Origin of the sequence: Vibrio litoralis DSM 17657, assembly GCF_000426765.1 — a bacterium.
In the GTDB taxonomy this organism is placed as follows: Bacteria; Pseudomonadota; Gammaproteobacteria; order Enterobacterales; family Vibrionaceae; genus Vibrio; species Vibrio litoralis.
The window spans coordinates 169,709-196,396 of the sequence record NZ_AUFZ01000018.1 but is presented as its reverse complement, the minus strand read 5'-3'; the positions used below and the strand labels follow the sequence as shown (position 1 = coordinate 196,396).

Below are 26,688 nucleotides of genomic sequence, written 5' to 3'. Positions count from 1 at the left end.
TGAGCTAACCAATACTAATTGCCCGTGAGGCTTAACCATACAACACCTAAAGGGTTTTGGTTGGACTGAATAGAAAAGAATACAGATTGATACTTGAATGAGTGTGAGAATGAACAGCTTTCCGAATTAAGTTAAAGCATCATAAATGATGTTTTAACAAAAGAATTTGCTTGGCGACCATAGCGCTTTGGACCCACCTGATTCCATGCCGAACTCAGAAGTGAAACGAAGTAGCGCCGATGGTAGTGTGGGGTTTCCCCATGTGAGAGTAGGATATCGCCAGGCTTTACTTTCAGTTTTTAGATTTTAGAAAAATCTAAAGGCAAAATTTGTAATACTGAATAGACACTGCGGAGTGGTAGTTCAGTTGGTTAGAATACCGGCCTGTCACGCCGGGGGTCGCGGGTTCGAGTCCCGTCCACTCCGCCACTTATTTTAAGAAACCTGATTCGAAAGAGTCAGGTTTTTTTTTCGTTTGTCGAAAGTGAAATTTAGAAAAATAGACGCTATGACGTGCTTATTCACTTGGTTGTTGTTGGTTAAAAACTGGCGACTATCACTTGTAACATCCCCCTAAAATAGGTACAGATGTCGATTCATTACACATTGCTTTTTACTATGTAACTTTAACCTTTGCTAACTCAGATATGGTTTGGTATTAGAACACCATGTTTTATCTGATTTTAAGTTGTGAACTGTGAACTGTGAACTGTGAACAGCGGGAATACCAAATAGTAGGGACGATTTCTTCATTAATAAATTCAGATGCAGTTCCCGAATATAAAAAACACTTTTACTATTACCCAGGTAAGGGGTGAGTTTATTGTACTTTATTGACATTAGGGGCAGGTTTTTAGTGGTAAGATCGTTACTAAAGAAGTGACAGAGAGCAGGGTAAGTCAATATTTAACTATATAAAAGCAGAGTAATCAGTACTCTGCTTTCGTTATATATAAATTAAGCCTGTTTGAAGGGGCTAATTTAATACATCGGTTTCATCGATAGGCGTGTCTACGTCTTCAATTATAGGTGTAATACTACCGCTTGAAGTGTTCTGATCTTCTTCTTGCATACTGCTTGCCGAATTGGGCTCATTGCTATTTGAAGCCGGGGCTGGTTTAGATTGGATGGAAGGTGAGCTTACGTAATTGAATGCTTTGATGACTTTGGAGACATCTTCTATTTTACTGGCCACATCCGCCGCAATTTGCGCGCCTTCTTCTGATATGTTACCAATTAAAAATACCTCTTTGTTTTCGGTAGTTACTTTGATGTTGTATTGATCGAGTCGGTCATCCGATAGAAGAGCACTTTTGACTTTAGTGGTTAGCCAAATATCATGGCTTATTTGTTGGAATGTTAGAGGTTTTGCGATGCGAATTTGGTTATAGACTTTATCTACGTTTGGTAAGTTTTTTACGTAGCCTTCGATGTACTGTTTATTATCCTCATCAATGGATTGACCTAAAAGTAAGATGTGTCCCGCACTCGTGATTTCGGAAGTGACGCGAACCTTTCCTCTATACTGAGGTGCTTGGTTTAAGGCATTGATGTTTGATTGGATATTTTTTTCTAGCCATTGTTGTTGCTGAGTGGGATCAGAAGAGCTGCCTGTTGAGGTACAGCCAGCAACTAAAAATAAGCTAGAGAAGCATAAAATAATAACGTTTTTTTTCATATTACTTATCCGTCGTGAGAGGGAAAGATCACTTGATCGACCAAGTCACATAAACAATGAAGCGTTAGCATATGAACCTCATGGATTCTTACTGTTCTATGTGATGGAATGCGTATTTCTACATCTGACTCACCAAGCAACCCTGCAAGCTCACCGCCATCTTTACCGGTAAATGCAATAATGGTCATATCTCGAGTAACAGCAGCTTCAACTGCTTTGATGATATTACTGCTGTTACCACTAGTAGAAATAGCAATCAACACATCTCCGGCTTGACCGAAAGCTTTTACTTGTTTAGAAAAGACCTCTTGATAATGATAGTCATTGGCTATAGCTGTTAGCGTCGAAGTATCTGCTGTCAAAGCCATTGCAGGAAGGCTTGGTCGTTCTGTCTCGAAGCGATTGAGTAAGCAAGAGACAAATTGTTGTGCGTTAGCTGCAGAGCCGCCATTACCACAACAAAGGATTTTATTACCATTTAATAAGCTGCTCACCATCGCTTGTGCTGCATGAGTGATGGCGTCGGGGAGAGATTCTGCGGCAGCAATTTGAATTTGAATGCTTTCTTTAAAGCTATCATTAATGCTTTCTAGCATGCTTTATCCTTGAGTAATTGCATTTTTTATCCAATTGATATCCTCACCATTTTTATGAATAGCAATGACATCAAAACGAAAGGGGGTTTGCTCGATTGGCAGAGATTGTTTCTTCAGCCAAACCATAGCGGTTTTTATCAGCTTTTGAGACTTTTGGTAGGTTACCATTTCCGCTGCATGGCCAAACGATGATGAAGCTCGATATTTAACTTCGACAAAAACAAAAGTTTGCTCATCTTTCATGATCAAATCGATTTCGCCAAAGCGGCTATTCATATTTCTACTTAACAGCTGAAGCCCTTGGCCAATCAGATATTGGCTGGCCAAGGTTTCATATTGAAAACCGACTTCTCGCTTATTTTTGATCTTCTGACTGAAAAGCTTCATGCTCAGCCCAACTTAGATCTCTTTGTACTACACATTGAGCACCGATACTTAGCGTGCCTGTTTGACCTTGATACTGATAGCTTTGGATAACCTTCATTGTTGGAAGTTGAGCAAGCAAGCTATATGAATCCATACCTAACGCATGTAGACGTTTTTCTGTGTTACTGCTTTTTGGCCACAAGTTATCGTACTCAGTTAATTCAGCATTATCTTTATTCAACAGCATTGGAATGTCGCTAAATACAATACCACTAACATCTTGATAGGCACGAGCTTTACCATTATTACTGCTAGAGTTAGAGAACAGTTTAGGTGGCTTAGCATCTGGGTTAATCGCGACTTCAATAAATGGTTTTAGCAGCGTTAGCTCTGAGCGGTTTGCGATAATGTAAACAGAATCAATATCTCTACGGCTGCGAGCTTCGGTTTCCATTTCCATATTACTAATTCGTCGGATTTGGTTGATGCGAGCTTGGCTATCGGTTAAGCCAAACGCATCTTTAACATTTTTTTGCAATTCAGCACGATTACCGAATGGCGTTGACGCCACTGGCGTATTGCTCAATTCATTCCATCTTTCTATAAATGCCTCAGTAATACGCTCACCAAGCTTCCCTTTAGGTGCGAGTACTAGTGGGTATTTAAAACCTGTTTCGAAAAGGTGCTTAGCCGCTTGTGCCCCTTCTTGCTCTGGCGATAGAGTTAAATAACAAACTTGAGAGCCTTGCTCTAAGTCATCAGGGAAGTTTAGAGCCAACATAGGAATATTGTTGCTATTGATATCTTGCAGTTGCTCTACGTTATCTTTAATCAATGGGCCTACGATTAAATCAGTATTATTGGCTGTTAGCTGAGCATAAATATCTTGCAGGCTTTGTGTTGACGTATCATAAACTGTCATTTTTAGAGCTGGATCTCTATCGGCATCATTGGTCATTGCATGAATAAAGCCATCGCGGATTAACTTCGCTGGCATTTCATATTTACCAGAAAGAGGCAGTAGTACCGCAATATTTTGTGGCGTTGAAATATCTAGATCTAAAATGCGTTGCACATCTTCAGGTGTGTGCGTCACGATTGGGTGACTAATATTGGTGCCAAACCACTGCTGAAGCTCTGTTTTTAGACCACTTGGATTGTTTAACTGTGTTTTCATCTGAGTGGCAACATATAACCAACCTTGTAGCTCAGTTTCACTTGGTTGAGCTTCGAGTTGAACAATTTCATCTTTAGAATATTGCTCTAAGTTATCCCAAATTCGCTTATCGGTTGACTCTTGCTTATTGACTGGTTGAAACTCTTTGTAAGCAATCCATTCGCGGTCGGCATTGAAGAAATCGCGAATATCTTCAAACAGTTTAGCGCGCTGTTGATGATAATTGCGCCATTGTACGTCCGATAATTGCCACTGCTGTTGGAAATTTAACCCTTTCAATGCAGTCTCTGAGTCAACGGTAGCAGCGGTAATTTGCGCTTTTGCTAATTGCCATTCTGCTTGCTGCATATCATTTAAAGGAAATTGAACGATGCGTTTTAGCAGGCTTTGGCCTTGGTCGTAATCCTTTTCAACGACGGAGGCTTTTAGCGCCATAATGAACAAATCAGTCTGCTCAGTAGATGGCTGAATGTCATTCGCCTCGTTAGTATAGGCGAGTGAGGTTTGTACCGGTGGAGCGGTAATATCAACTTTATCTGATTCGAACGTAAGTGATGAACACGCTGATACTAATAACATCAAGGCGATAGAAGTAAATAAGCGTGGTACACTGAAGATCTTATGATTCATAATTTGCATGCGTTTTATTCTTTATGTGAAAGATTGACTCTATATTAATCGCTCAAGTGACGGTAAACAAATGATAGATAACAAAACTGCTCTTTTAGAGTCTCCAGCCCTGTATATTGTTCCTACTCCCATTGGTAATTTAGGGGATATCACTCAACGATCATTAGATGTTTTAAATCAAGTTGACCTGATTGCTGCAGAAGATACAAGGCATAGTGGTCGTTTACTCTCTCATTTTGGCATATCAACCAAAACTTATGCATTGCATGACCATAACGAGCAACAAAAAGCACAAGTATTAGTTGAAAAAGTGTTAGCGGGAGAGTCGATCGCATTAGTTTCTGATGCAGGTACACCTCTAATCAGCGACCCAGGGTATCACCTTGTGACGAAATGTCGTCAAGCGGGTGTTAAAGTTGTGCCATTGCCAGGTGCTTGCGCCGTGATCACCGCCTTAAGCGCTTCTGGGTTACCGTCGGATCGTTTTAGTTTTGAAGGTTTCTTGCCAGCGAAAAGTAAAGGTCGTAAAGATAAGTTATTAGAAATTAGCAAAGCTGAGCGCACTTGTATTTTTTATGAATCGCCTCATCGAATTACGTCTAGTTTAGACGATATGCTGACAGTGCTAGGGCCTGATCGTGAAGTAGTACTCGCCCGTGAATTAACCAAAACATTTGAAACGATTCATGGTGCGCCGTTAGGTGAACTGATCAACTGGATCAATGAAGATGACAACCGTAAGCGTGGAGAAATGGTTATTCTTATCCATGGACATCGAGAAAATAAATCAGTCGATTCGCTTCCTGATGATGCTTTAAGAGCGTTAAAAATCTTAACTCAAGAATTACCATTGAAAAAAGCAGCTGCACTTGTCGCTGAAATTCATAACTTGAAAAAAAATGCCCTATATAAGTGGGGGCTTGATAATTTAGCTTAATCTTAGTTGTTAGGTTATTTGTAGCTCATCGGATGAATGCTTGTCTTCTAAGGTGATGTGCGTATAATCCGCGTCGGAGTTGACTGGATAGTCGCTGCTTCGTTGATGTCCTTACTGTTTTTACCTAGGTAGAAATCGGTGGGAGACTGTCGGAGGGGAGGAAAGTCCGGGCTTCAAAGAGCAGGGTGCCAGGTAACGCCTGGGGAGCGTGAGCTCACGACAAGTGCAGCAGAGAGAAGACCGCCGATGGCGCTATTCTTCACTTCTTCGGAAGTAAGAAGCGAACAGGTAAGGCTGAAAGGGTGCGGTAAGAGCGCACCGTGCGTCTGGCAACAGTTCGTAGCAAGGTAAACTCCACCCGAAGCAAGACCAAATAGGCCCTCACATTGCGTTGCTCGCGTAAGGGGGCGGGTAGGTTGCTCGAGCCAGTGAGCGATTACTGGCCTAGACGAATGGCTATCGCCGCGCAAGCGGAGACAGAACCCGGCTTATGATGTCAACTCCACCAATTTAAATGAACCCATCGCAGTTTCTGCGGTGGGTTTTTTTATGAATTTCTTCATTCGTTGTCGCCCTTTTGACGTGCTATTAACGATTCTAGTTAGAATTAGCATAAACTAAGCCAAATAAGCGCAAATATCCGCTGATTTCTTGCGTTGCGCGCCTGACATGAATATCCTAAGCCATTCATCTTAACTTGAGCTAGAACCCTATGACCGACACCTTTCAACACGTTTCTGTACTCCTTAATGAATCTATTGAAGGATTGAATATAAAGCCAAATGGTATTTATATTGACGGCACATTTGGTCGAGGAGGTCATAGTCGTACCGTCTTATCTCTACTCGGTCCAGAAGGGCGCTTATATAGTATCGATAGAGATCCTCAAGCGATTGAAGAAGCAAAAAAAATAGATGATCCCCGCTTTACCATTATTCATGGCCCTTTTTCTGGCATCCAATCTTATGCTGAGCAATATCAATTAGCTGGTAAGGTTGATGGTGTGTTATTTGATCTTGGTGTTTCATCGCCACAACTTGATGATGCTGATCGCGGTTTTAGTTTTATGAAAGACGGCCCGTTAGATATGCGAATGGATCCGACAACCGGTCAATCGGCTGCAGAGTGGCTAGCGGAAGCGGAATTAGATGATATTACCTGGGTGTTACGAGAGTTTGGAGAAGAAAAGCACGCCCGCCGTATTGCTCGTGGTTTAGTTGAATATCGTGAAAACCCTGAAAATGAACCATTGGTGAGAACGAGCCAATTGGCTAAGCTTATCTCAGATGTTGCACCAAAGAATTTTAAAGAAAAGAAGCACCCGGCAACACGAAGCTTCCAAGCGATTCGAATTTACATTAATAGTGAATTAGAAGAAATTGACTTTGCTTTAAAAGGGGCAATGAATATTTTAGCGCCAGAAGGTCGTCTTTCAGTGATTAGTTTTCACTCTTTAGAAGACCGCATGGTGAAGCGGTTTATGCGTCGTGAGAGCCAAGGTCCTCAAGTGCCTCATGGTATTCCAATGACGGAAGATCAAATTAAAGCCTTAGGCTCTGCCAATATGAAAACGGTAGGTAAAGCGATTAAACCGTCTAAATCAGAAGTTGAAGTAAATACACGTTCACGCAGTTCAGTATTACGTATTGCTGAAAAACTATGATCACTAAAATACTATGACAGATAAACAACCACCTACTCTAATTCGTAGTATCTGGACCGATCTTATTTCGGTAGGGCGAGTTCCGTTGGTATTATTGCTACTTATTCTCGTAAGTTCCATTGCGGTAGTATTAACCACCTATAATACTCGGCATCAAATTACTCTGCGTGATGAACTATTAGAAAGTCGAGAACAGCTTGATAGTGAGTGGCGTAACTTGATATTAGAAGAAAATGCTCTTGCTGAGCATACTCGAGTTCAGAAGGTCGCAATCAAAGAGCTTGATATGAAACGTCCTGATTCGGATAAAGAAGTGGTTGTGAACCTTAAATGAAAAAGCCGACAAATAAAAAAACGGTAAAGAATAAGAAAACCGTTAATAAAAAGAAATCATCCCAATCCTCCGATATTTTGATCCCTTGGCGATATAACCTAGTAATAGGCTTTATCGTATTAGCTTTATTTGTGCTGGTAGCACGAACGGCGTATATCCAAGTGATCGAACCTGATCAACTTATTCAACAAGCCGATATGCGTTCTGTGCGTGTAAAAGCTATCGCAACGGCTCGTGGCATTATTTCTGACCGAAATGGTGAGCAACTAGCTGTGAGTGTTCCTGTGCAAGCTGTTTGGGCTGATCCGGCAACCATCATTAAAGAAAATGGTCTTGATGAACTTGATCGTTGGTATGCACTTGCCAACGTGCTCGGCCTGGATCAACAAGGCTTAGTGGATAAAATTCGCCAGAATAAACGTAAGCGCTTTATCTATTTGCAGCGCCAAGTTAACCCTGCGATGTCTAAATATGTTCGAGAGTTGAAGTTGCCAGGTATTGGCTTGAAAGATGAATCTCGTCGCTTTTACCCTGCAGGGGAAGTCAGCGCCCATGTAGTTGGCGTGACAGGGATTGACGGCCATGGTCTTGAAGGTATGGAGCGGAGTTTTGATGATTGGTTAACGGGAGAAGCCGGTAAACGAACCATTCGAAAAGACCGTTTTGGACGTGTTGTTGAAAATATTTCATTAAAAACACAAGAGCCGGGCAAACCTTTACAACTAACCATTGATCAACGCTTACAGGCGATTGCTTATCGTGCGATTAAGCAAGCGGTAGCCGATTTCCGAGCGACTTCAGGAACCGCCGTTCTGGTTGATGTCAAAACCGGCAATGTACTCGCGATGGTTAATGCGCCTTCCTATAACCCTAATAATCGGGAACAATTACAAAGTTTCCGCATGCGTAACCGTGCACTTACCGATTCTATTGAGCCTGGTTCTACTATGAAGCCATTCGTGATTTTGGCAGGTTTGGATAAAGGCATCATTGACGATAAAACAATTATCGATACCGGCAATGGCATCATGCGCGTTGGTGGCAGCCGAGTTCGGGATTCTGAGCGTGTAGGTAAAGCCGATTTAACCACTATCCTAAAGAAATCAAGTAACGTAGGTGTGGCAACCATTGCGTTAAAAATGGATGTACGTGAAATTCTTGGCATGTACAGCGGAGTAGGCTTTGGTAATGTTTCCAGCCTACGCTTACCAGGGGAAGTCACCGGTATATTCCCAGATCGCCGTCGTTGGTCACCATTTGAACAAGCGACCTTAGCCTTTGGTTATGGCATCTCAGTTACACCATTACAGCTTGCTCATGCTTACGCTACTCTAGGTAATATGGGGGTGAATAAGCCGCTGCATATTTTAAAAGGAAGTACATCCGGCCGTACCTTTAGGGCGGCAGATGCGGATGCGGCTCGTAAAGTGGTCGATATGCTTGAACAGGTTACCCATAAAGGTGGCACGGCACGTTCGGCCAAAGTGCCAGGTTACCGTGTCGGTGCTAAAACGGGTACATCACGTAAAGCGAAAGCGGGTGGGTATAGTGATCAATACGTCGCGTTAACGACTGGTCTTGCACCAATTAGTGATCCTCGCTTTGCATTAGTCGTGGTGGTCAACGAGCCACAAGGTGATCAGTTCTATGGTGGTTCTGTAGCGGGCCCTGTTTTTGCAGAAATTATGAAAGGGGCACTGCAAATTATGAACGTCACGCCAGATGCGACACCTGAATCTGAGGCTGGAGAATAAAAAATATGGCTCGATTACTTTCTGATTTGTTAAAACCTTGGATTGAATTAGATTCTGAATTCGCCATTAGTGTCGCGGATTTACAGCTTGATAGTCGTAAAGTGTCCACTGGTGATGTATTTGTTGCCATTCAAGGTCATGCGGTTGATGGTCGTGTCTTTATTGATAAAGCGATTTCTTCTGGTGTGGTTGCGGTTATTGCAGATGCTAGCCAGGAAAAGCCTCATCAATATGTTGAATGGTGTTCAGGCGTGCCGGTTATTTACTTATCAGAAATAGGATCGCAGCTTTCATACCTTGCGGCGCGTTTATATCAGTTTGCTCCGATGCAATTAATCGGCATTACTGGCACCAACGGGAAAACCACCATTTCACAGTTGATTGCCCAGTGGATAGACTTGGTTGGCAAAAAAGCCGCGGTGATGGGAACAACAGGCAATGGATTTTTGAACGTTCTAAAACCTGCGGTCAACACCACGGGTAATGCAATTGAAATTCAGCAGACATTAAGCCAATTGCAACAACAAGGTGCTCAATATACGGCATTAGAAGTTTCCTCCCATGGTCTCGTGCAAGGACGTGTTAAAGCGTTACCTTTCGCTGCTGCTGCATTTACCAACTTAAGCCGTGATCACCTTGATTATCACGGTAGTATGGAAGAATACGCAGAAGCAAAATTCAGTTTGTTTTCTCAACATGACTGCCAGCATAAAATTATTAATGCAGATGATGGGGTTGGTCAGCAATGGCTTAAGCGTTTACCTGATGCCATTACCGTTTCTTTAGCTAAGCCGCAATCTGTTTCTACACAACCTGCTTCAGACCAAACAGGTTCGATATACCCATCGTCAACAAATCGTTGTTTGTGGGCCAATGAGGTTCATTACTCAGATACCGGAATCAGCTTATCGATTGATGGTCATTGGGGAACTGCAGACCTGCAAGCCCCGTTAATTGGCGCTTTCAATGCCAGTAATTTGCTGGTGGCGTTAGCAACCTTGTTGAGTCTAGGTTTTGAGTTAGATAAGTTAGTTCAAGTTGCTCCTCAATTGACGCCGGTAATCGGTCGTATGGAGCTTTTCCAAGCGTCTAAACCGCAAGCTAAAGTTGTCGTAGACTACGCACACACACCAGATGCGTTAGAAAAAGCATTGATGGCTCTACGTGTTCATTGCCAAGGAAAACTTTGGTCAATCTTTGGTTGTGGTGGGGATCGTGATTCCGGTAAGCGCCCAATGATGACGGAAATATCTGAGAGTCTTGCCGATGAGTCGATCATTACTGATGATAACCCTCGCTCTGAAGATCCGGCTCAAATCGTCGCCGATATGTTGCAAGGGGCGGTAAACCCAGAACAGATTCATGTGATCCACTCTCGTTATCAAGCGTGTCAATATGCTCTGCAACACGCCGGTGAGAACGATATTATTTTATTAGCGGGCAAAGGACATGAAGACTATCAAATCATTAATGGCCAAACCGTACATTATTCTGACCGCGAAACCGCACAAGTTTTATTAGGATTACCTTTATGATCCCATTTTCTTTACAGCAACTTGCCCAGATCACCTCAGGTACTCTTATCGGTGACAATACCGACATTACCTCTGTGACGACCGATACCCGCAGCGTTGAATCCGGCGCTTTATTTGTTGCCTTAATTGGTGAGCGATTCGACGCCCATGATTTTTGTCAGCAAGCGGTAGATTCTGGTGCCAATGCTTTATTAGTTGCTAAGAAGCTCGAACTCAATATTCCACAAGTTGTTGTCGCAGATACTCAAAAAGCACTCGGTCAACTTGGACAATGGATGCACCAACAATCAAAGGCGAAAACCTTAGCGCTGACAGGAAGCTGCGGAAAAACCACAGTCAAAGAGATGTTGGCTGCTATTTTAAACCAAAAAGGCCAAGTACTTGCTACCGCCGGTAACTTTAATAATGAAATTGGTGTTCCGTTAACGCTGTTACGTACCCAAGAAAATGACGATTATGCAGTGATTGAATTAGGCGCGAACCATTTAGGTGAAATCGCTTATACCACTAGCTTGGTTCAACCTGATATTGCGTTAGTGAATAATGTTGCCGCTGCGCACTTAGAGGGCTTTGGCTCAATTGATGGTGTAGCAAAAGCGAAAGGTGAAATTTACCAAGGCCTATCTGCTGGTGGCGATGCGGTCGTTAACCTAGACAGTAATGGTTTATCTCATTGGCAATCTATCTTGGCTGATAAAAATGTTATTACTTTTTCGGTCAATAATTCGGATGCGGATTTTTATTCACAACAAATTGAAGTCAACCAGCGCGGTGAAGCTTCATTTGTTTTGGTAAGCCCTCTCGGTGAAAAATCCGTGAGCTTACCTATGATCGGCAAACACAATATCAGCAATGCTTTGGCTGCTGCCGCGATGGCGGTTCAAGCGGGAGCGACGTTAGATGAAGTAGTCAGTGGTTTACAGGTACCAAGCCATGTTAAAGGCCGAGTGGAAGCGATTGATTTAACCGAGCAAGTACGCGTGATTGATGACAGCTATAATGCCAGCGTACCTGCGATGAAAGCTGCCGCCGATTTATTAGCAAACTATCAAGGCACCCGCTGGTTGATTCTTGGTTATATGGCAGAGCTTGGTGAAGAAAGCCAAGCGCTACACCGAGAAGTTGGCGAGCATGCGGCGCAATATAATTTTGACTATGTCCTCACTTTTGGAGAGGATACCGCGATTATTAGCCTGCTTTGCCAACAAACCAATGATTTATCGACTTGTGGTAAACATTTTACTACCCATAGCGCTATGATTGATTTTATTAAGCAGCACTTACCTAACCCAAAACTAGAAATGCAAGCAGACCAAAAACACACTTTACTGATCAAAGGGGCAAACAGCTCTAAAATGAGTCAGGTTGTTGCTGCTTTGAAGGAGAACTACGCATGATTATTTGGCTCGCAGAACTGTTACAGCCATATTTATCCTTTTTCCGATTGTTTGAATATCTCTCTTTTCGAGCGATTTTGAGCATTTTGACCGCTTTGGGATTATCTCTTTGGATGGGACCTAAACTTATCCAACGTTTGCAGCTTTTACAGATTGGCCAAGTCGTGCGTAATGACGGCCCTGAATCTCACTTTAGTAAACGTGGCACCCCAACGATGGGCGGAGTGATGATACTGGCGGCGATCACGGCGACCGTTTTCCTCTGGGCAGATTTATCTAACCCTTATGTTTGGGCGGTGATGGCTGTACTGCTTGGCTATGGTGTAGTCGGTTTTGTGGATGACTACCGTAAAGTCGTGCGCAAAAATACCGATGGCTTGATTGCTCGCTGGAAGTACTTTTGGCAGTCAGTGATTGCACTAGGCGTAGCTTTTGCTCTATATGCAATGGGCAAAGATACTTCAGCGACTCAGTTAGTGGTTCCTTTCTTTAAAGATGTGATGCCACAACTTGGTTTGATGTATATCGTGCTGACTTACTTTGTAATCGTTGGTACCAGTAATGCGGTTAACTTAACCGACGGCCTAGATGGCTTAGCGATCATGCCAACGGTACTGGTTGCAGCTGGCTTTGGTGTTATTGCGTGGGCAACGGGTAACGTTAACTTCTCTGAATATTTACACATTCCTTATATTCCCTACACCAGTGAACTTGTGATTGTTTGTACCGCGATAGTCGGCGCAGGCTTGGGCTTTTTATGGTTTAACACTTATCCAGCACAAGTATTTATGGGCGATGTTGGTTCATTAGCGCTAGGTGGTGCTTTAGGTACGATTGCTGTTTTGGTTCGCCAAGAATTTGTATTGGTGATCATGGGCGGTGTATTCGTGATGGAAACCCTGTCGGTTATCTTGCAAGTCGGCTCTTATAAACTACGTGGTCAGCGTATTTTCCGTATGGCGCCGATTCACCACCATTACGAATTAAAAGGTTGGCCGGAACCTCGTGTTATCGTGCGTTTTTGGATCATCTCTATCGTGCTGGTATTAATTGGCTTAGCGACACTGAAAATACGTTAATTTTTATAGGATATTACTTTATGTCACACTCATTATTAGCAAAATGGCAAGGGATACAACGTGTCGTTGTGGTTGGCTTGGGTGTGACGGGGTTATCCGTTGTTCGATATTTACAAAAACTACCTTATGATTTATCGATAAAGGTTATTGATACTCGTGCAAAGCCACCCGGTGTGGAATCGCTGGATGCTAGCGTTGAAGTACATACTGGTAGTTGGCAGCTTGATTGGTTATTGGAAGCAGACTTAATTGTGACCAATCCGGGAATTGCATTAGCTACTCCTGAGATTCAACAAGCGTTGGCAAGCAATATTCCAGTAGTCGGTGATATCGAGTTATTTGCATGGACAGCCAATGCACCTGTGGTTGCTATCACAGGTTCAAATGGCAAAAGTACGGTCACCGATTTAACTGGCGTTTTAGCTAAGTCTGCCGGGTTAACGGTTGGTGTCGGTGGTAATATCGGTGTGCCAGCTTTGGAGCTACTCGCTGATGATGTGGATTTGTATGTGTTGGAACTCTCTAGTTTTCAATTGGAAACCACCTCATCACTGAAATTGGCCGCGGCTGCTTATTTGAATCTTTCTGAAGATCATATGGATCGCTACCAAGGTATGGAAGACTATGCTGAGGCGAAACAACGTATTTTCTTGCATGCCGATAAAGCGATTGTTAATCGTGCTGAACCAGATACCTATCCAAAAAATGATACTCCAGTTGTCAGTTTTGGCTTTGATGAGCAAGACTTTGGCTTGGTGTGGTTAGAAGCGCAAGAATATCTTTCTAAGCAAGGGCAGCCAATTGTCGCGGTTGAGGATTTAAAACTTGTCGGCCGACACAATATTTCCAATAGCTTAGTTGCTTTAGCTTTATTGGATAGTGTTGATGTTGAGTTAGCTAGTGTAGTACCTGCACTGAAAACTTACTCAGGGCTAACACATCGCTGCCAGTTAGTTGTGGATAATAATGGCATCAAATGGATCAATGATTCTAAAGCAACCAATGTGGCGAGTACCTTAGCAGCATTGTCTGGGTTGCAATTAACGGGCTGCCTACATTTGTTGGTCGGTGGTGTTGGAAAAGGAGCGGATTTCTCTGAACTAGCACCTGTGCTGAAAAGCTTAAATGTTCAATTGCATTGCTTTGGTCAAGATGGTGATTCGTTTGTTCCACTACACCCTTCGGCACAGCGTTGGGAAACCATGGAACAAGCAATTAAGTCGTTTCACGATCAATTAAAAGCGGGTGATTTAGTTATGCTATCTCCTGCTTGTGCTAGTTTTGATCAATTTAAAAACTTTATGTCCAGAGGAGATGAGTTTACTCGTTTGGCGCAACATTATGCGAAATTATCGTCTTAATAATTTTTCTCATTGCTCATTTATCGGATTGAAGGCTGACCGTGGTTAAAGCAAAAGTGCAAAATATGGGTAAAGGATTTCAAGGATGGGTGAGTCAAGCTTCTCCTGATGTACTTTACGACCGTCAATTGGTTTGGTTAGCATTTAGCTTAATGTTAACTGGTCTGGTGATGGTAACGTCAGCCTCTTTTCCTATCAGTACTCGTCTAACTGGCGAACCGTTTCACTTTATGGTGAGACATGGCATATTCTTATTTCTCGCTTTATGTGCTGCGACTGTAGTGGTACAAATCCCGTTAGAGCGTTGGATGAAGCATAGTATGCACTTACTTTTATTTTCTATGTTTTTATTGTTAGTGGTATTGCTGGTTGGGCATTCCGTTAATGGTGCGTCTCGCTGGATCCCATTAGGCTTATTTAACTTACAGCCTGCGGAAGTGGCCAAGTTATCATTATTTATTTTTATGTCTAGCTACCTAGTTCGTAAGCATGATGAAGTGAAAAGCTCATTTTTTGGCGGCTTTATCAAACCAATTATCGTCTTTGGCTGCTTGGCGGTATTACTGCTTGCTCAGCCAGATTTAGGTACCGTGGTAGTAATGTTGGTGACGCTATTCGGTATGCTATTTATTGCGGGAGCAAAACTAAAACAGTTTATCGCTCTACTATTGGTCGGCATCGGCGCAGTAGCCTTGTTGATTGTAGCGGAACCTTACCGTATGCGTCGCGTAACCTCGTTCATGAACCCATTTGAAGATCCTTTCGGTAGTGGCTATCAGTTAACCCAATCTTTAATGGCATTTGGTCGTGGTGGTTTATTTGGGCAAGGGTTAGGTAACTCGATTCAAAAACTAGAATATTTGCCTGAGGCTCATACTGACTTCGTGTTTGCTGTAGTCGGTGAAGAATTAGGCTTTATTGGCGTGACATTGGTTTTATTGATGATTTTTGCTTTGGTATATAAAGCATTATCGATTGGTAAGAAGTCGCTTGAGTCGGGTCATTTATTTGGTGGTTTTTTAGCAACCAGTATTAGTATTTGGTTCGCGTTTCAAACTTTAGTTAACGTCGGTGCAGCGGCTGCGATTGTACCGACGAAAGGTTTAACATTACCGTTGATCAGCTATGGTGGATCTAGTCTTATAATTATGATGACGGCGGTAGCACTGTTGTTACGTATTGATTATGAGCGGCGTTTGGCAGAGTTGTCAGGTAGAGCCAAACCGATAAGTGAAAAGAAATCTCAACCAGAGCAAACCCAACAAGAATTAAGTGATAATGAAAAAGAATAAACGTTTATTAGTAATGGCTGGTGGCACTGGAGGACATGTATTCCCTGGTTTGGCTGTAGCGAAAAAGTTGCAACAGCAAGGTTGGGAAATTCGCTGGTTAGGCACTCCGGATCGTATGGAAGCCGATTTAGTACCAAAGCATGGTATTGAAATTGATTTTATTCATGTAAAAGGTCTACGAGGCCAAGGGCTTGCTAAGCTAATTAAGGCACCTTTTCAAATTGTTAATGCCATTGTGCAAGCCAAAAAACATATCAAAGCTTGGCAACCTGATGTGGTTTTAGGTATGGGGGGGTATGTAAGTGGCCCCGGTGGTGTTGCGGCTTGGATGTCTGGGATTCCAGTGGTTCTGCACGAGCAAAATGCCGTCGCCGGTTTAACTAATCAATGGTTATCTAAAATAGCCCAGCGAGTGATGCAAGCATTCCCTGGTGCATTTCCTAATGCTGAAGTGGTGGGAAACCCTGTACGACAAGATGTCGTTGAAATTGCTGAGCCAAAACAACGCTTAGAGCCACGCGATGGGCCTATCCGTATTTTGGTTATGGGTGGTAGCCAAGGTGCCCGAATACTTAACACAACGTTACCGCCCGTTATAAAAGCCTTAGGTGATGATTACCAAATCCATCATCAAGCAGGTAAAGGTCAACAACAGATGGTGGAATCTCTGTACCTAGAAAACCAAGTGAACAATGCTCAGGTTACCGAGTTTATTGATGATGTGGCGCAAGCGTATGAGTGGGCAGATTTATTAGTATGTCGCTCTGGTGCTTTGACGGTTTCTGAAGTGTCTGCTGCTGGTGTTGGGGCTATTTTTATTCCCTTTATGCATAAAGATCGCCAGCAAGCACTGAATGCTGATCATCTTGTTCAATGTGGCGCCGCTTTAATGATTGAGCAGCCTGATTTGACTGAGCAAGTTTTAATTGAACAAATACAACAACTGGATCGGACTCAGTTACTAGCGATGGCAGAAAAATCACGAGCTGCTGCCATTACCGATGCCGACACACGAGTTGCTGAAGCGATTATCGCTGTCAGCCAATATTGAGAAAGAATTGATGTTAACAAAACAAAATCCCAACCTATCTGAATTACGTTCTATCGTACCTGAAATGCGCCGAGTAAAGTGCATTCACTTTGTAGGTATTGGCGGTGCTGGCATGAGTGGTATAGCTGAAGTCTTACTCAATGAAGGTTATGACATTAGCGGTTCTGATTTGAATGAAAACACCGTAACTGAGCGTTTGAAGTCAAAAGGAGCGACAATATACATTGGTCACCAAGCGGCTAATATTGAAAAAGCCAGTGTGGTGGTGGTCTCGACTGCGATTTCAACTGAAAATCCTGAATTGGTTGCGGCTAAAGAATTACGTATTCCAGTAGTACGTCGCGCCGAAATGCTCGCTGAACTGATGCGTTTTCGTCATGGTATTGCGGTTGCCGGTACTCACGGTAAAACCACTACAACAGCGCTTGTCACGCAAATTTATTTTGAGGCAGGCCTCGATCCTACCTTTGTTAATGGTGGATTAGTAAAAAGTGCCGGGACTAACGCGCGCTTAGGTTCTAGCCGTTACTTGATTGCTGAAGCTGATGAGAGTGACGCTTCATTCTTACATTTACAACCAATGGTGAGCATTGTTACCAATATCGAAGCCGATCATATGGACACGTATGGTGGTGATTTTGAGACGTTGAAGCAAACTTTTATCGATTTTCTGCATAATTTGCCATTCTATGGCCAAGCTATCATGTGTATTGATGATCCCGTTGTCAGAGAGTTGATCCCACGAGTCAGCCGCCAAGTGATCACTTATGGTTTCTCTGAAGATGCAGATGTGCGGATTGTCAACTACCATCAAAACGGTCAGCAAGGAAAATTTACCGTGGTACGTCAAGGGCGTGCCGATTTAGAGATTACACTAAATATTCCAGGTAAACACAATGCGTTAAATGCTTCAGCCGCTATTGCAGTCGCCACTGAAGATGATATTGCTGATGATGCGATTGTGCGTGCTTTAGTGAGCACTCAAGGTACCGGTCGTCGTTTTGATCATCTCGGTGAGTTTGAGACTGGTAATGGTCAGGCAATGCTGGTGGATGATTATGGTCACCACCCGAGTGAGGTTGACGTTACCATTCAAGCTGCTCGTTCAGGCTGGCCTGATAAGCGCTTAGTGATGATTTTCCAACCACACCGTTATAGCCGTACACGAGATTTGTATGATGACTTCGCTAATGTTCTGGAAAAAGTCGATGTGTTGGTTATGCTCGATGTCTATTCTGCTGGTGAAAAACCGATCGCAGGGGCTGACAGTCGTTCTTTGTGCCGTACAATTCGCAGTCGTGGCAAAGTTGATCCAATATTTGTTGATTCATCAAATAAACTACCATCAACCTTGGCAAGTTTATTAGAAGATAATGACTTGGTTTTGACTCAAGGCGCAGGTGATGTTGGCCGTGTCGCAAAGAACTTGGCTGACTTTCAATTGAATATTGACAAAATGAAAGTCATTAGTGAGTAAAATAGCTGTAAGTTGTCTTGGCACTCAGGCCTTGGGTCAGTATAATCCTTGTTAATTGTAGTTATTTTCAGCAATGTACCATTAGTTAACCTCAGATCATGGGCATTTAATGAATATTTTAGAGTCTAACTGCTCATTATGAATATCACCGCGGAAGATTTGACTGAAGATAATATTCAATCATCACAAAAGCAGCATTTGGTTGGTGGTATTTTTTTACTATTAGTCGTGATTGGTATCGGTAGCTTAATCTACTCAACGTTTAGTTGGATGACCGATGACCAGCGTTTACCTCTTTCGCGTGTAATGGTTGAAGGGGACTTGCATCATGTAAGCCCTAAGCAGGTGCAAGGTGCTTTAGCTGAACTACCACGCATGGGCACATTTATGACCCAAGATGTGGACCAGCTACAGCAAGTGTTACAAACTCTACCTTGGGTTGCTCAAGTTTCGATCAGAAAACAATGGCCTGACTTAGTTAAAGTTTATATTGTTGAATATAAATCGATTGCGATTTGGAATGGCAATTCCTTATTAAACCCTGAAGGTCATATTTTTAACGGTCATCCGGAAGATGCACCTGAAAATACGGTAAATCTTTACGGGCCTGAAGGGGCAAGTGAGCAAGTCTTATCGGTTTGGCAAAAAAGCACGCAAAAGTTAAAGCCGCTAGGTCGTACCATTACTTCTGTGGTATTAAATGACAGACGTGCATGGCAATTAATATTAGATAACGGTATTCGCCTGGAGCTCGGAAAAGATGCTCGTGAGGATCGTTTGAATCGTTTTATTAAACTTTATAGTCGTTTGGGCGATAAAGTTGAGCAAATTAGCTACATCGATCTTCGATATGATACTGGAGCCGCCATCGGTTGGATTCCAGATGATAATTCAGCACAAGAGAGAAATAAATGACGAAGACCGCAGAAGGCAACATAGTCGTTGGTCTTGATATTGGCACAGCTACTGTATCAGCGTTAGTTGGTGAAGTTCTTCCTGATGGACAAATTAACATCATCGGAGCCGGAATGAGCCCATCTCATGGTATGGATAAAGGTGGTGTTAACGATCTTGAATCGGTTGTAAAATCCGTTCAACGGGCTATTGACCAAGCCGAATTAATGGCCGAATGTCAAATTACCAGCGTCTATCTTTCTCTTTCAGGTAAGCATATTGCTAGCCGTATAGAAAAAGGTATGGGGGCGATTTCAGAAGAAGAAGTCTCTCAAGACGATATGGATCGTGTTATTCATACTGCTAAATCGATTAAAATCGGTGAAGAGCAACGTATTTTGCACATTATTCCTCAGGAGTTCACCATCGATTATCAAGAAGGGATTAAAAACCCTCTTGGTTTATCTGGTGTGCGTATGGAAGCGAGTGTTCACTTGATTTCTTGTCACAACGACATGGCAAGAAATATCATCAAAGCGGTAGAACGCTGTAATTTAAAAGTGGAACAGCTGATATACTCTGGCTTAGCATCAAGTAATGCCGTTATTACTGATGATGAGCGTGAACTCGGTGTCTGTGTTATCGATATCGGTGCTGGTACAATGGAACTATCCATCTGGACTGGTGGTGCGCTACGTCACACAAAAGTATTTTCTTATGCCGGTAATGCAGTAACAAGTGACATTGCCTTTGCATTTGGTACACCTGTCAGCGATGCTGAAGAGATAAAAGTTAAGTATGGTTGTGCGCTTAGCGAGTTAGTAAGTAAAGATGATACTGTTAACGTACCAAGTGTTGGAGGTCGTCCTTCTAGAAGTTTACAACGTCAAACTTTGGCAGAAGTGATAGAACCCCGATATACTGAGCTTATGGGCATGGTTAATCAAAGCATTGATTCTGTGCAAGCAAAGTTACGTGAAGATGGAATTAAACACCATTTAGCCGCAGGTATTGTGCTAACGGGTGGAGCATCACAAATTGAAGGATTAGTGGAGTGTGCAGAACGCGTATTTCGCAACCAAGTAAGAATTGGTAAACCCCTAGAGGTCAGAGGGTTAACTGACTACGTTAAAGAGCCATATCATGCAACGGCGGTTGGATTATTACATTACGCCAAAGACAGCCAGTTTTATGATGAGGGTGAATATCAACATTCAGCACCAAAGCAGCGCTCTGGTAGTTCGTTTGCTGATATCATTCAAAAGCTACGTAATTGGATACAAAAAGAGTTTTAACCTGAGGCGAACAGGAAGAAACGGAGAAAACACATGTTTGAACCGATGATGGAAATGTCTGACGATGCTGTAATTAAAGTCGTTGGAGTTGGTGGCGGTGGCGGCAACGCCGTAGAACACATGGTGCGAGAGTCCATCGAAGGGGTGGAATTCATCAGTGTTAATACGGATGCCCAAGCGCTACGTAAAGTAAGTGTCAGCAATGTTATTCAAATTGGTGGCGATATCACTAAAGGTCTAGGTGCAGGCGCAAACCCTCAAGTAGGTCGTGACTCTGCATTAGAGGACCGTGAAGCGATTAAAGCAGCTCTAGGTGGCGCTGATATGGTGTTCATCGCGGCTGGTATGGGCGGTGGTACTGGTACTGGTGCAGCGCCTGTGATTGCAGAAGTTGCTAAAGAGCTTGGTATTTTAACCGTAGCCGTTGTGACTAAACCGTTTAGCTTTGAAGGTAAAAAGCGTATGGCTTTTGCTGAGCAAGGTATTGAAGAGCTTTCAAAGCATGTTGATTCTTTGATCACCATTCCTAATGAAAAACTGCTGAAAGTTCTTGGCCGTGGTATTACATTGCTTGAAGCCTTTGCTAAAGCGAATGATGTATTACGTAATGCTGTTCAGGGTATTGCCGAGCTGATTACTCGCCCAGGTATGATGAATGTTGACTTTGCCGACGTACGTACGGTGATGTCTGAAATGGGTCATGCCATGATGGGTAGCGGTGTGGCTACTGGTGAAGACCGTGCGGAAGAAGCAGCTGAAATTGCAATATCAAGTCCATTACTAGAAGACATCGATCTTGCTGGTGCGCGTGGTGTGCTAGTTAACATCACTGCTGGCCTAGATATGCGTTTAGAAGAGTTCGAAACGGTAGGTAACACAGTTAAGGCATTTGCTTCAGATAATGCAACGGTTGTTATTGGTACATCTCTTGACCCTGATATGAGTGATGAAATCCGCGTAACCGTTGTTGCTACGGGTATTGGTAACTCGCATCAGCCTGATATCACCTTAGTTAAAGGTGGTTCAGCAAAAGCCGTTGCGACTCCTCAGTCTGCAATACAAGCACCTGCTCAACCAGCAGCTAAGTCTGAAGAAGAAGCACCACAACCGATGCTACGTACTAACAAAGCACCGGCGACAAGTTCTTCATCAAGCGCTTCGAATGAAAATTCAAATACAGTGAAGAAGCCGGATGAAAATGACAGTGGTTACCTTGATATCCCTGCATTTTTAAGACACCAAGCTGATTGAGTTTTGCACAATTAGTTGATATGTGTCTAAAATGTGATAAGATATCTGACCAGTCAGGTATTGGTTGTGATATGTAGCGTAAATTAGAGGCAAATTAGATGATCAGACAACGTACATTGAAAGAAATGGTGAAAACGACTGGTGTGGGTCTCCACTCTGGACGTAAAGTCACGCTTACGCTACGTCCTGCACCAGCTAATACCGGTATAATTTATCGTCGCACAGATATGAATCCACCTGTGGATTTCCCTTCTGATCCAAATTCAGTACGCGACACTATGTTGTGTACTGCGTTAGTGAACGATGAAGGCATTCGAATTTCTACCGTTGAGCACTTAAATGCAGCTTTGGCGGGGATGGGAATCGACAATATTATTATCGAGGTTGATGCACCTGAAATTCCAATTATGGATGGTAGTGCTAGCCCGTTTGTATATCTGCTGCAATCAGCAGGTGTCGAAACTCTAAATGCACCAAAACGTTTTATTCGTATTAAAAAGCCAGTTCGTATCGAAGATGGTGATAAGTGGGCAGAACTTGTTCCTTATGACGGTTTCCGAATGGATTTCGAAATTGAATTTGATCACCCTGCTATCGATTCTGAACAGCAACATATGTTGTTTGATTTCTCTTCACAGGCGTTTATCAAAGATATTTCTCGCGCTCGTACCTTTGGGTTTATGCGTGATATCGAATATTTACAGTCACAGAACCTATGTCTAGGTGGTAGTTTTGACTGTGCTATTGTTCTTGATGAATATCGCATCTTGAATGAAGAAGGCTTACGTTTTAGTAATGAATTTGTTACGCACAAAGTATTAGACGCTATTGGTGACTTATACATGTGTGGCCATAGCATTGTTGGTGAGCTCCGTGCTTATAAAACTGGCCATGCTTTGAACAACCAGTTATTACGTGCTGTTCTAGCTGACCAAGAAGCTTGGGAATGGGCAACGTTTGAAGTCGCTGCTGGTTCACCAGTTGCATTTGGTGAAGTTATGCCGAATACAGTATTAGCTTAAGATTGAATTAAGCATTGAAGAGGCCAGGCTGAAAAGTCTGGCTTTTTTATTACCTAAAATTTATTAAAACGAGAAAGCGTTATTTTTATTTTGATTGGGCAAGTTTCGCTAGGCTTTCCATTCGCTGCTTGAGTTTCGGCGGCGCTAAAGAGGCGGCCATTAGAATCGATTGAGCCGCTTCCTTGCTTAAAGCATGTTGCTTATAAGTCACATCTTTTTCTTTGAGTGATTCACTGCGATATAACTCAGGGTTTACTTTTAGCTCTATTCCAGCCAAACGAGAAAATCCTGCCGCTCTTAGCTCAGATAAAATTCTGATTCGCTCATAGTTGAGTTTCATTTGGAAAGAAGCGTTTGCCACTTCGATTAGTAGTTGGTTTTGGCGAACATTAGCCGCTCGACAATGAGCTAATAAGTTCTTCGGCAAGATGCTTTTTAGTGCTTGGTTGATCGATAAAATTTCAGAAACATGCTGAGAAAAGGCCTTTAACTGGCTATCACCAATCAGGTCTTGTGTTAGTTTTGGGCGGTGGTCTCGCATAAAATATCTCATCATATTAAAGCTTAATCATTATACTCAAGTAACTTCAAGATGCGAGTTCAGTAAGATTAAAACAAGTTTTAGGCAAGGCAAATTGAATCGATCATAGTGATTCTATTTCTATTTAATTTAACACAGCATAAGGCTTGTTTTAACTTACCCTTTGGGAGCTTCATCCAGACCTTTATGCTGCGTCAGATTCATTTGAAAGGTAACTGACATTCCTACACGAATCTTCCTTGTTTAAAGGCCTGGATGATAGCTCTGAATTCTGCATCTTGAAGTCACTTGAGTATATATTATGCGTTATGAAAAATTATTAATGTCAAAAAATACTATTTTTGATCAAAAATAATGAGGATGAACGCAAACAACGGTGTTTGTAGATAGAAGATAGGCGCATAATCCCATACTATATAGCCACTTGTCTTTTAGTCTTGAAAATGGGCTTGATTGGCACCATATGACAAGTAGACCAAATTTATCTCAGTATTCTTAGAATTAAACTGTGAGAAGCTGAAAGCAGAGATCCGAAAGATCAGGAAGAGAGATTCGTAAATAATGTTAACTAAGTTACTGACTAGTGTCATCGGCAGCCGTAATGATAGAACGTTACGCCAGCTGAGAAAGATCGTAAATCAAATTAATAGCTTTGAACCAGAATACGAAGCATTAACTGACGAACAACTTCAACATAAGACCATTGAGTTTCGTGAGCGTTACACCAATGGTGAATCGTTAGATAAACTGTTACCAGAAGCTTTTGCAACGGTACGTGAAGCGTCAAAGCGTATTTATGGCATGCGTCATTTCGACGTTCAGCTTATCGGTGGTATGGTTCTTAACGCGGGTAAAATCGCTGAGATGCGTACTGGTGAAGGTAAAACTTTAACAGCGACTTTATCTGCTTACCTCAATGGTATTTCAGGCAAGGGCGTCCATGTTATTACCGTGAATGACTACTTAGCCAAACGTGATGCTGAGACTAACCGTGAGTTATTTGAATTCTTAGGTATGACGGTTGGTATTAACGTACCCAACATGATTCCATCTCAGAAAAAAGCCGCTTATCAATGTGATATTTTGTACGGAACCAACAATGAATTTGGTTTCGATTACCTACGCGATAACATGGCCTTTCGCCCAGAAGATCGCGTACAACGCGAACGTTTTTTTGCGGTAATCGATGAAGTCGACTCCATCCTGATCGATGAAGCGCGTACTCCGTTGATTATTTCTGGTCCAGCAGAAGACAGCTCTGAATTATACACTCGCATTAATACTTTAATTCCTTATCTAGAGCGTCAAGACGAAGAAGATACGGAAGAATATCGTGGTGATAAGCACTACACCATTGATGAGAAAGCCAAGCAAGTACACATGACTGAAACCGGTCAAGAGTTCGTTGAAGAGCTACTGATCACAAATGGCTTAATGGAAGAAGGGGAAACGCTGTATTCTCCTGCGAATATCAGCTTGTTACACCACGTTAATGCGGCACTTCGTGCTCATGTATTGTTTGAAAAAGACGTTGATTACATCGTTAAAGATGATGAAATTATCATCGTTGATGAACATACCGGCCGTACAATGCCAGGGCGTCGTTGGTCGGAAGGTCTTCATCAAGCAGTCGAAGCTAAAGAAGGCGTTAAGATTCAAAACGAAAACCAAACCTTAGCGTCAATTACCTTCCAGAACTACTTCCGTTTATATGAGAAGCTTTCTGGTATGACAGGTACAGCGGATACTGAAGCGTTCGAATTCCAATCCATTTACGGTCTTGATACGGTAGTTATTCCAACTAACCGTCCAATGATTCGTAATGATATGCCGGATGTTGTGTACCGCACTGAAAAAGAAAAATTTAATGCGATTATTGACGACATTAAAGAGCGTGTCGCCAAAGGTCAGCCGATATTAGTAGGTACGGTTTCGATTGAGAAATCTGAACTACTTTCTAATGCGCTAAAAGAGGCAAAAATTAAGCATAACGTTTTGAATGCTAAGTTCCACGAACAAGAAGCTGAAATCGTCGCTCAAGCCGGTACACCTGGCGCGGTTACCATTGCAACCAACATGGCTGGTCGTGGTACCGATATCAAACTAGGTGGTAGCTGGGAAAACCAAGTTGAGAAACTAGAAGAATCTCAAGGGTCTCCAGCAACGGAAGAGCAAATTGCACAAGTGAAAGCCGAGTGGCAAAAAGTGCATGATGCGGTTTTAGAGTCTGGTGGTTTACACATCATAGGTACAGAGCGTCATGAATCACGTCGTATTGATAACCAGCTACGTGGTCGTTCTGGTCGTCAAGGTGATCCGGGTTCTTCACGTTTCTACCTATCAATGGAAGATTCACTATTACGTATCTTTACTTCTGAGCGTATGGCTGGCTTGATTCAGAGCGGCATGGAAGAAGGTGAAGCGATTGAAAGCCGCATGCTATCTCGTTCAATTGAAAAAGCGCAGCGTAAAGTCGAAGGTCGTAACTTTGACGTACGTAAGCAATTGCTTGATTACGATGATGTCGCGAATGACCAACGTAAAGTGGTGTATGAACTACGTGACGAGTTAATGGGGGCAGAAGATATCAGTGAAATGCTTGAGCAGAACCGTACTGACGTTTTAAGTTCGGTATTTGAGCAATACATTCCGCCACAATCAATTGACGAAATGTGGGATGTAAAAGGCTTAGAAGAGCGTTTACAAGCTGATTTCGACTTACCACTACCGATTCAAACTTGGTTAGATGAAGACGACAAGCTATATGAAGAAGTATTGCTTGAGCGTGTGATCAGCGAAGCGAATACCATCTATAAGCAAAAAGAAGAAGCGGTCGGTGCGGAAGTACTACGTAACTTTGAGCGTCAAGTAATGCTACAAACTCTTGATAACTTATGGAAAGAGCACTTAGCGGCGATGGATCACTTGCGTCAAGGTATCCATTTACGTGGTTACGCACAAAAAGATCCAAAACAAGAGTTTAAGCGTGAATCGTTTGAGCTGTTTGGTGAGCTACTAGATAGCTTGAAATTTGATGTGATTTCTACCTTGAGTCGTGTTCGCGTACAACAACGCGAAGAAGTTGACCGTATGGAAGAGCAACGTCGCATTCAAGCAGAAGAAGCGGCACGTAACCAGCAGTTCCAGCATGAATCAGCTGAAGGCATGGAAGAAGAAGCTGCTGACGCTGACTCTCCAAACCAACCAAGCGTTCGCGAAGAACGTAAAGTTGGTCGTAATGAGCCTTGCCCATGTGGTTCTGGTAAAAAATACAAACAGTGTCATGGTAAGATCTAGTTATTAGATTGACTGACACAACTAAGGCCGCAGCGATTGCGGCCTTTTTATTGCTCACTTT

At 42.7% G+C, this 26,688-nt stretch carries 21 protein-coding genes, 1 tRNA gene, 1 rRNA gene and 1 other RNA gene; 19 read left to right on the top strand and 5 right to left on the bottom strand.

Annotation, left to right across the window (positions count from 1 at the left end; genetic code table 11):
- Positions 1 to 169: 169 nt before the first annotated feature.
- Positions 170 to 285 (top strand): 5S ribosomal RNA (gene rrf / locus K358_RS0108075).
- A gap of 67 nt (positions 286 to 352) precedes the next feature.
- Positions 353 to 429: transfer RNA gene (locus tag K358_RS0108070), tRNA-Asp, on the top strand.
- A 547-nt stretch (positions 430 to 976) separates the two neighbouring features.
- On the opposite strand, the gene K358_RS18215 is transcribed toward K358_RS0108070, so the two are convergent.
- Genes K358_RS18215 through K358_RS0108050 form a run of 4 tightly spaced genes read right to left on the bottom strand, consistent with a single transcriptional unit; the run spans position 977 to position 4,456 of the window.
- Entirely contained in the window at positions 977 to 1,678 is a 702-nt protein-coding gene (locus K358_RS18215; RefSeq protein ID WP_051241240.1) for a BON domain-containing protein, read from the bottom strand.
- Between the two features lie 5 nt (positions 1,679 to 1,683).
- A complete protein-coding gene (locus K358_RS0108060; protein ID WP_027696350.1) occupies positions 1,684 to 2,274 on the bottom strand; it encodes a phosphoheptose isomerase in 591 nt (196 codons plus the stop codon).
- Between the two features lie 3 nt (positions 2,275 to 2,277).
- Positions 2,278 to 2,661 (bottom strand): YraN family protein, encoded by a 384-nt coding sequence (locus K358_RS0108055; protein ID WP_027696349.1) that lies wholly within the window; start codon positions 2,659 to 2,661, stop codon positions 2,278 to 2,280.
- Positions 2,630 to 4,456: a penicillin-binding protein activator gene (locus K358_RS0108050; RefSeq protein WP_027696348.1), complete on the bottom strand. Its 1,827-nt coding sequence runs from the start codon at positions 4,454 to 4,456 to the stop codon at positions 2,630 to 2,632. Before K358_RS0108050 ends, K358_RS0108055 begins: the two co-directional genes overlap by 32 nt.
- Positions 4,457 to 4,517: 61 nt before the next feature.
- Between K358_RS0108050 and rsmI the strand changes: the two genes are divergently transcribed.
- From rsmI to lpxC, 16 genes are all read left to right on the top strand, one after another.
- The gene (gene rsmI, locus K358_RS0108045; protein ID WP_027696347.1) at positions 4,518 to 5,384 is read left to right on the top strand and encodes a 16S rRNA (cytidine(1402)-2'-O)-methyltransferase; all 867 of its coding nucleotides are present in this window, start codon (positions 4,518 to 4,520) and stop codon (positions 5,382 to 5,384) included.
- Positions 5,385 to 5,459: 75 nt separating this feature from the next.
- Positions 5,460 to 5,892: RNase P RNA component class A (gene rnpB, locus K358_RS18780), an RNA gene on the top strand.
- Between the two features lie 204 nt (positions 5,893 to 6,096).
- Positions 6,097 to 7,047, top strand: coding sequence for a 16S rRNA (cytosine(1402)-N(4))-methyltransferase RsmH (rsmH, locus tag K358_RS0108040; protein ID WP_027696346.1), 951 nt, complete (start codon positions 6,097 to 6,099; stop codon positions 7,045 to 7,047).
- A 13-nt stretch (positions 7,048 to 7,060) separates the two neighbouring features.
- Entirely contained in the window at positions 7,061 to 7,381 is a 321-nt protein-coding gene (gene ftsL, locus K358_RS0108035) for a cell division protein FtsL (protein ID WP_027696345.1), read from the top strand.
- The gene (locus K358_RS0108030) at positions 7,378 to 9,135 is read left to right on the top strand and encodes a penicillin-binding transpeptidase domain-containing protein (RefSeq protein WP_027696344.1); all 1,758 of its coding nucleotides are present in this window, start codon (positions 7,378 to 7,380) and stop codon (positions 9,133 to 9,135) included. The genes ftsL and K358_RS0108030 overlap by 4 nt, the downstream gene beginning before the upstream one ends.
- A gap of 5 nt (positions 9,136 to 9,140) precedes the next feature.
- Complete coding sequence (gene murE / locus K358_RS0108025) at positions 9,141 to 10,670, top strand: UDP-N-acetylmuramoyl-L-alanyl-D-glutamate--2,6-diaminopimelate ligase (protein WP_027696343.1); 1,530 nt, start codon at positions 9,141 to 9,143, stop codon at positions 10,668 to 10,670.
- Positions 10,667 to 12,067 (top strand): UDP-N-acetylmuramoyl-tripeptide--D-alanyl-D-alanine ligase, encoded by a 1,401-nt coding sequence (gene murF, locus K358_RS0108020; protein WP_027696342.1) that lies wholly within the window; start codon positions 10,667 to 10,669, stop codon positions 12,065 to 12,067. The genes murE and murF overlap by 4 nt, the downstream gene beginning before the upstream one ends.
- A complete protein-coding gene (mraY, locus tag K358_RS0108015; RefSeq protein ID WP_027696341.1) occupies positions 12,064 to 13,146 on the top strand; it encodes a phospho-N-acetylmuramoyl-pentapeptide-transferase in 1,083 nt (360 codons plus the stop codon). Before murF ends, mraY begins: the two co-directional genes overlap by 4 nt.
- Before the next feature lie 20 nt (positions 13,147 to 13,166).
- The gene (gene murD / locus K358_RS0108010; RefSeq protein ID WP_027696340.1) at positions 13,167 to 14,507 is read left to right on the top strand and encodes a UDP-N-acetylmuramoyl-L-alanine--D-glutamate ligase; all 1,341 of its coding nucleotides are present in this window, start codon (positions 13,167 to 13,169) and stop codon (positions 14,505 to 14,507) included.
- Positions 14,508 to 14,572: 65 nt separating this feature from the next.
- Positions 14,573 to 15,799, top strand: a complete 1,227-nt coding sequence (gene ftsW, locus K358_RS18210) for a cell division protein FtsW (protein WP_038149999.1) — start codon at positions 14,573 to 14,575, stop codon at positions 15,797 to 15,799.
- Positions 15,786 to 16,850 (top strand): undecaprenyldiphospho-muramoylpentapeptide beta-N-acetylglucosaminyltransferase, encoded by a 1,065-nt coding sequence (gene murG / locus K358_RS0108000; RefSeq protein ID WP_027696339.1) that lies wholly within the window; start codon positions 15,786 to 15,788, stop codon positions 16,848 to 16,850. The genes ftsW and murG overlap by 14 nt, the downstream gene beginning before the upstream one ends.
- 10 nt (positions 16,851 to 16,860) lie before the next feature.
- Complete coding sequence (gene murC, locus K358_RS0107995) at positions 16,861 to 18,327, top strand: UDP-N-acetylmuramate--L-alanine ligase (protein WP_027696338.1); 1,467 nt, start codon at positions 16,861 to 16,863, stop codon at positions 18,325 to 18,327.
- A 138-nt stretch (positions 18,328 to 18,465) separates the two neighbouring features.
- Positions 18,466 to 19,242 (top strand): cell division protein FtsQ/DivIB, encoded by a 777-nt coding sequence (locus K358_RS0107990; protein WP_051241239.1) that lies wholly within the window; start codon positions 18,466 to 18,468, stop codon positions 19,240 to 19,242.
- A complete protein-coding gene (gene ftsA, locus K358_RS0107985) occupies positions 19,239 to 20,516 on the top strand; it encodes a cell division protein FtsA (RefSeq protein WP_027696336.1) in 1,278 nt (425 codons plus the stop codon). Before K358_RS0107990 ends, ftsA begins: the two co-directional genes overlap by 4 nt.
- 33 nt (positions 20,517 to 20,549) lie before the next feature.
- A complete protein-coding gene (ftsZ, locus tag K358_RS0107980) occupies positions 20,550 to 21,767 on the top strand; it encodes a cell division protein FtsZ (RefSeq protein ID WP_027696335.1) in 1,218 nt (405 codons plus the stop codon).
- A 98-nt stretch (positions 21,768 to 21,865) separates the two neighbouring features.
- Positions 21,866 to 22,789 (top strand): UDP-3-O-acyl-N-acetylglucosamine deacetylase, encoded by a 924-nt coding sequence (gene lpxC / locus K358_RS0107975; RefSeq protein ID WP_027696334.1) that lies wholly within the window; start codon positions 21,866 to 21,868, stop codon positions 22,787 to 22,789.
- Between the two features lie 85 nt (positions 22,790 to 22,874).
- On the opposite strand, the gene K358_RS0107970 is transcribed toward lpxC, so the two are convergent.
- A complete protein-coding gene (locus K358_RS0107970; protein WP_425315035.1) occupies positions 22,875 to 23,345 on the bottom strand; it encodes a DUF721 domain-containing protein in 471 nt (156 codons plus the stop codon).
- Between the two features lie 546 nt (positions 23,346 to 23,891).
- Here K358_RS0107970 and secA point away from each other — a divergent pair.
- Entirely contained in the window at positions 23,892 to 26,627 is a 2,736-nt protein-coding gene (gene secA / locus K358_RS0107965) for a preprotein translocase subunit SecA (protein WP_027696332.1), read from the top strand.
- Positions 26,628 to 26,688 lie beyond the last annotated feature (61 nt).

What these genes read in the sequence shown, in the direction of transcription:
- K358_RS0108055 (WP_027696349.1), bottom strand. Translation starts at nt 2,661, where the DNA reads ATGAAGCTTTTCAGTCAGAAGATCAAAAATAAGCGAGAAGTCGGTTTT.
- K358_RS0108030 (WP_027696344.1), top strand. Translation starts at nt 7,378, where the DNA reads ATGAAAAAGCCGACAAATAAAAAAACGGTAAAGAATAAGAAAACCGTT.
- secA (WP_027696332.1), top strand. Translation starts at nt 23,892, where the DNA reads ATGTTAACTAAGTTACTGACTAGTGTCATCGGCAGCCGTAATGATAGA.
- lpxC (WP_027696334.1), top strand. Translation starts at nt 21,866, where the DNA reads ATGATCAGACAACGTACATTGAAAGAAATGGTGAAAACGACTGGTGTG.
- K358_RS18215 (WP_051241240.1), bottom strand. Translation starts at nt 1,678, where the DNA reads ATGAAAAAAAACGTTATTATTTTATGCTTCTCTAGCTTATTTTTAGTT.
- ftsA (WP_027696336.1), top strand. Translation starts at nt 19,239, where the DNA reads ATGACGAAGACCGCAGAAGGCAACATAGTCGTTGGTCTTGATATTGGC.
- ftsL (WP_027696345.1), top strand. Translation starts at nt 7,061, where the DNA reads ATGACAGATAAACAACCACCTACTCTAATTCGTAGTATCTGGACCGAT.
- murC (WP_027696338.1), top strand. Translation starts at nt 16,861, where the DNA reads ATGTTAACAAAACAAAATCCCAACCTATCTGAATTACGTTCTATCGTA.
- murF (WP_027696342.1), top strand. Translation starts at nt 10,667, where the DNA reads ATGATCCCATTTTCTTTACAGCAACTTGCCCAGATCACCTCAGGTACT.
- murG (WP_027696339.1), top strand. Translation starts at nt 15,786, where the DNA reads ATGAAAAAGAATAAACGTTTATTAGTAATGGCTGGTGGCACTGGAGGA.
- ftsW (WP_038149999.1), top strand. Translation starts at nt 14,573, where the DNA reads ATGGGTAAAGGATTTCAAGGATGGGTGAGTCAAGCTTCTCCTGATGTA.
- K358_RS0108060 (WP_027696350.1), bottom strand. Translation starts at nt 2,274, where the DNA reads ATGCTAGAAAGCATTAATGATAGCTTTAAAGAAAGCATTCAAATTCAA.
- murD (WP_027696340.1), top strand. Translation starts at nt 13,167, where the DNA reads ATGTCACACTCATTATTAGCAAAATGGCAAGGGATACAACGTGTCGTT.
- rsmI (WP_027696347.1), top strand. Translation starts at nt 4,518, where the DNA reads ATGATAGATAACAAAACTGCTCTTTTAGAGTCTCCAGCCCTGTATATT.
- K358_RS0108050 (WP_027696348.1), bottom strand. Translation starts at nt 4,456, where the DNA reads ATGCAAATTATGAATCATAAGATCTTCAGTGTACCACGCTTATTTACT.
- ftsZ (WP_027696335.1), top strand. Translation starts at nt 20,550, where the DNA reads ATGTTTGAACCGATGATGGAAATGTCTGACGATGCTGTAATTAAAGTC.
- K358_RS0107970 (WP_425315035.1), bottom strand. Translation starts at nt 23,345, where the DNA reads ATGATGAGATATTTTATGCGAGACCACCGCCCAAAACTAACACAAGAC.
- murE (WP_027696343.1), top strand. Translation starts at nt 9,141, where the DNA reads ATGGCTCGATTACTTTCTGATTTGTTAAAACCTTGGATTGAATTAGAT.
- mraY (WP_027696341.1), top strand. Translation starts at nt 12,064, where the DNA reads ATGATTATTTGGCTCGCAGAACTGTTACAGCCATATTTATCCTTTTTC.
- K358_RS0107990 (WP_051241239.1), top strand. Translation starts at nt 18,466, where the DNA reads ATGAATATCACCGCGGAAGATTTGACTGAAGATAATATTCAATCATCA.
- rsmH (WP_027696346.1), top strand. Translation starts at nt 6,097, where the DNA reads ATGACCGACACCTTTCAACACGTTTCTGTACTCCTTAATGAATCTATT.